At 36.5% G+C, this 4748-nt stretch carries 4 protein-coding genes; all 4 read left to right on the forward strand.

Going from position 1 to position 4748, the window contains the following annotated elements:
• On the forward strand, positions 1-651 hold a 651-nt coding region (locus tag ABFR62_12985), incomplete at its 5' end, for a hypothetical protein (protein ID MEN8139335.1).
• A gap of 39 nt (positions 652-690) precedes the next feature.
• Positions 691-2526, forward strand: a complete 1836-nt coding sequence (locus ABFR62_12990; GenBank protein ID MEN8139336.1) for a M20/M25/M40 family metallo-hydrolase — start codon at positions 691-693, stop codon at positions 2524-2526.
• 150 nt (positions 2527-2676) lie between these two features.
• The gene (locus tag ABFR62_12995) at positions 2677-3552 is read left to right on the forward strand and encodes a ChaN family lipoprotein (protein MEN8139337.1); all 876 of its coding nucleotides are present in this window, start codon (positions 2677-2679) and stop codon (positions 3550-3552) included.
• Between the two features lie 111 nt (positions 3553-3663).
• On the forward strand, positions 3664-4596 hold the full coding sequence (locus tag ABFR62_13000) for a hypothetical protein (protein MEN8139338.1): 933 nt from the start codon (positions 3664-3666) through the stop codon (positions 4594-4596).
• Positions 4597-4748: the final 152 nt, after the last annotated feature.

Genomic DNA, 4748 nt, shown 5'->3' on the forward strand with positions numbered 1-4748 from the left:
TGGATGGAACCAACGGATTATCCTCAGGGAGCAGAATTATATAAAAGTGATTTAGATGGTGGAAACGTCGTACGTTTAACCGATAATGATTACTATGATGCTGAAGTTGGTTATAGTCCTGACGGGAAAACAGTTTTATTTACAAGACAAACAGACTGGAAACTTGATTTGTGGACAATGAACCCTGATGGCAGCAACCAAAAACAAATCACATTTACACCAGATTGGCAGGAAGGTGGAGCTTTCATCATGCCCGATAATAAAACTATCATCTACCGTGCCTGGAAAAAATCGGAAGAAGGTCTGGAGAAAAAAGACATGCACCTGTTTACTGTTGATGTTGATGGTAAAAACATGAAACAAATTACTCACGAAAGCGGAACTCACTGGGCTCCTTACCCTGCTCCGGACGGAGAACATGTTGCATATATCACTGTTGTTCCTCCTCACAATTATGAGCTGGTATTACTTAATTTAAAAACAGGAAAAGAAAAGCAATTAACATACAACAAAGGATTTGATGGTTTCCCTGCATTTTCGCCTGATGGAAAACTACTTTCATTTTCTTCTAGCAGAGATAATGAAAAAGGAGACAGGTCCCTTAAACTATTTGTGATGGATATATCATCATTAAATCTTGGAAAAAAATAATTAACCTTTGGTTTAACCTAACTTTATAAAAATAATTATATGCTAATAAAAAGAATTATTCCTGCAGTTGCTCTAACCGGACTACTGGGAGTAGGAGCTTGTGGCAGCCTCAACAAAACAAAAGATGAGGCTCCAAAAACAAATCCGGAAATTACTGTTACTGATTTATCAGAGTACATTAATGTTCTTGCATCCGACTCTTTATCAGGTCGTTTACCGGGAACTCCGGGCGGAATTAAAGCCGGTGACTATATTGCAGGTAAGCTTAATGAATTTGGTGTAAAACCGGGAGGAAGCGATGGATTCTTTCAATATTTTGATGTGGTAACAGCTTCAGAAGCACCCGTGGAAGAAAACAACTTAAGCGTTGGTGATGAAAATGCCGAGTTAAACAAAGATTTTATTCCTTTTTCTTATTCAAGCGATGCAGAGCTTGATGCTCCTGTGGTTTTTGCAGGATATGGTTTTGACATAGAGCAGGACAGTGTTAATTGGCAAGACTATAAAAATATTGATGTTAAAGGAAAATGGGTTTTGGTTCTTAGAAACGATCCTGAAATAAGAAATCCAAATTCAGTATTTATCCCATATTCAGGAGAAAAATCAAAGGTTCTTACAGCTAAAGAAGAAGGTGCCAAAGGTATTTTATTAGTAGCCGGAACTAAAGTTGCAAGAAAGGACAAACTTGTTGAATTGGTGAAAGATCAAACCGAATCAAACCTTGGAATTCCAGCTTTAAACATTACCCGCGATTTTGCAAATAAAATTCTTAAAGCAAACAATACAACAATCGAAGAACTTGAGACTGGCTTAATTACAGAAATGAAGCCAAATTCTTTTGATTTAAAATCAACAGTTAAAGCAAAATCTAAAATTGTATTTAAAAAAGTTCCTACACGAAATATTGTAGGTTTAATTGAAGGATCAGATCCAAATCTAAAAGAAGAATACATCGTTATTGGAGGTCATTACGATCATTTAGGAATGGGAGGAGCCGGAACTTCATCCCGTGCGCCTAAAGAAAGCGCAATTCACTACGGAGCCGATGATAATGCATCGGGTGTTGCTGGTGTTTTGGAATTAGCCGATAAACTTAACTCAGAAAAAGGAAAGCTTAAAAGAAGCGTAATTGTTATTGCCTTTGGTGCTGAAGAAATAGGAACTATCGGTTCAAGATTCTTCACAGCTAACCCTACAGTTTCTAAAGACAAAATAAAAGCAATGGTCAACCTTGATATGATAGGAAGACTAAAAGACACTAAAGACATGACTGTTAGTGGTGTTGGAACATCAAAAGAAGGAGAAGATCTATTGCAGGAAATTCTAAAATCAGAAGAAAGAGATTTAGTTTTAGGTCTTGAATACAATGGTTTTGGAGCATCTGACCATGCTAACTTCTATATCGAAAATGTTCCGGTATTCTTCATCAATACAGGGGCTCACGACGATTATCATACACCACGTGATGTTGTAGAAAAAATTAATTTCAACGGACTTCTACGTGTAACTGATTACGCTTTCGATTTAACCGAAAACGTAATAAACAGAGAAAACAATTTAACATTCCAGGAGGCAGGACCAAAAGGAAAAGCTAAAAACACACGTGGCGGAAGAGTTAAAATGGGAATTATGCCAAACTTCGGTAAATCTGACAATAACGGATTAAGAGTTGATGCTGTTACCAAAGGATCTGCTGCCGACAGAGGCGGAATGGAAAAGAAAGATGTTATTGTAGCTATCGCCGGAAAAGATGTTCACAATATTTACGAATATATGGCAAGAATGGGTAAATTACGTCCCGGACAAACTGTAATGGTGGATGTTATGCGAGGTGATGAAAAATTAGTCCTTATTATTCAATTGGATAACGATTAAATTTAAACGTAGTATAATCCGTCATCTCGACCGAAACGCAGTGAAGTGGAGAGATCTCATGATAGAAACTATAAATTATCAACAGATTCCTCCACTTCGCTATCGCTTCGGTCGGAATGACGATAAAAAATAAACAAATATTAATAAAACATGAAAAAATCAAACCTATTCATAGCAATAATAATGCTATTCTCAACAGTTACATTTGCACAGGACAAACCTGCATATAAACTGTACAGCAACAAAGGAAAAGAAGTTAAATACTCAAAAATGGTTAAAGACTTAGCCGATTCCGATATGATTTTCTTCGGAGAGTATCACACAAATCCAATTTCGCACTGGTTGCAAATAGAACTTGCAAAAAGTTTATTCGAAGAAAAGGGAAACAACTTATATTTTGGAGCTGAAATGTTCGAAAATGGTAATCAACTGGTTTTGGATGAATATCTGGCAGGATTCTACCCGGAAAAAAAGATGTTGGTTGAAATAACTCAACTATGGGGTAACTACCAAACAGATTACAAACCTTTAGTTGAATTTGCAAAGGAAAAACAACTTCGTTTTATAGCAACAAACATCCCTCGTCGTTATGCATCAATGATTAACAAAATGGGAATGGCTGCTTTGGATACATTAAGTCCCGAAGCCAAAGCTATGATCGGACCTTTAAAAGAGCATTTCGATGCCTCTGTTTATGAAGACATGAAAGAAAAAATGGGTGGTCATGTACCTCCAACTATGGATAAAATCCAGATGGCTCAGGCTGCAAAAGATGCAACAATGGCTAAGTTTTCTGTAGAAAGCCACAAGGAAGGAACTTTACTGCTACACCTCGATGGTGCTTATCACTCTGATTATTACAGAGGTACTGTTTGGTGGGTTAACCAAATTAAGCCGGGATTCAATATTAAAACTATTACAACAGTATTGGAATCGGAATGGGCAGAAATGACCGATGAGCAAAAGGAAACAATTGCAAATTATACAATAGTTGTTGCTGATAATATGACGCAGACCAAAAGATAAATTTTGTTGCTAGTTTCTGGTTGCTTGTTACTAGTTAATCGGCAACCGGTAACCTGCAACCAGTAACCAGTAACCAGTAACCAGTAACCAGTAACCAGTAACACACAACCGATGAAACTAATTTCTACTATAATCATCTCACTATTTTTATTCTTCACTAACACAGAAGCACAAACAATCGGCACAAAAGAAGCCGGTTTCGCAGATGGTGAAAATCCAAGGCTGGATAAGCCCATAAGGATGGCTCCCTATAAAGACGGAGCGATTTTATTTGTAGATTTTAATAACAATGCTATTAGAATTGCAAATAAAAACGGAACTGTTGAAACAATAATCGGAGCACCTGACAGAAAGGGATATAAAGACGGCTGGGCAGATGAAGCCCTTTTCGCAGGAATACACGGAGTTGCCTACGATGCTGAAAATGATATTATTTACACCGTAAGTGCAAGCAATAACGTAGTAAGAAAAATTCACAACAGAAAAGGCGGATACTATGTAGAAACCATAGCCGGAAATCAAAAAGAAAAAGGATTTAAAGACGGGCCGGCACTAGAAGCAAATTTCAACTCGCTTCATCAAATTTTACTGGGAAAAAACGGTGAAATTTTCGTTTTGGATATAGGAAATGCAAAAGTTCGTATGCTTAAAAACGGTATTGTTTCCACCATAGCAGGAAATGATGATACCTCTCATCTAAAAGCCGATTTTAAATACCCTATAGATATGGCTTTCGACGTTAACGACATCGTTATCTGCGATGCCGGCAACATGAATATTTACAGATTGATTCAGGGCAAAGAAATTGTAAAACTGGAACTTAGTGAAAAACTGTCAATGCCTCATGGCATCAGTTCTGATAATAATGGATCACTATTTATTGCCGATATGGGGTCAAATAAAATAATTAAAATAGAATCCGATAAAAATACAGAAATTGTGTATGATAAAGATTTAAACAAACCTGCAGCAGTATTAATATACAATAACACATTATGGGTTGCAGATTTGTATAACCATCAAATTAAATATATCAACTTATAAGTAAATTTTATATATTGCCTTAATACTAACCTGTTAATCAAAAAAAGATGCATAAAATTCCCAATCACGTTGCGCTTTTACTACTCATATTCTTTAGCCAGTTAGCAATTGGCCAGAATACCAGCATAACACTTAAAGAAAAACGAAACTCT

Source organism: Bacteroidota bacterium (assembly GCA_039714315.1).
GTDB lineage: Bacteria > Bacteroidota > Bacteroidia > Flavobacteriales > JADGDT01 > JADGDT01.

Bases quoted from the DNA above. Each gene is read 5' to 3' on its own strand.
- ABFR62_12995 (MEN8139337.1), top strand. From the start codon at position 2,677: ATGAAAAAATCAAACCTATTCATAGCAATAATAATGCTATTCTCAACA.
- ABFR62_13000 (MEN8139338.1), top strand. From the start codon at position 3,664: ATGAAACTAATTTCTACTATAATCATCTCACTATTTTTATTCTTCACT.
- ABFR62_12990 (MEN8139336.1), top strand. From the start codon at position 691: ATGCTAATAAAAAGAATTATTCCTGCAGTTGCTCTAACCGGACTACTG.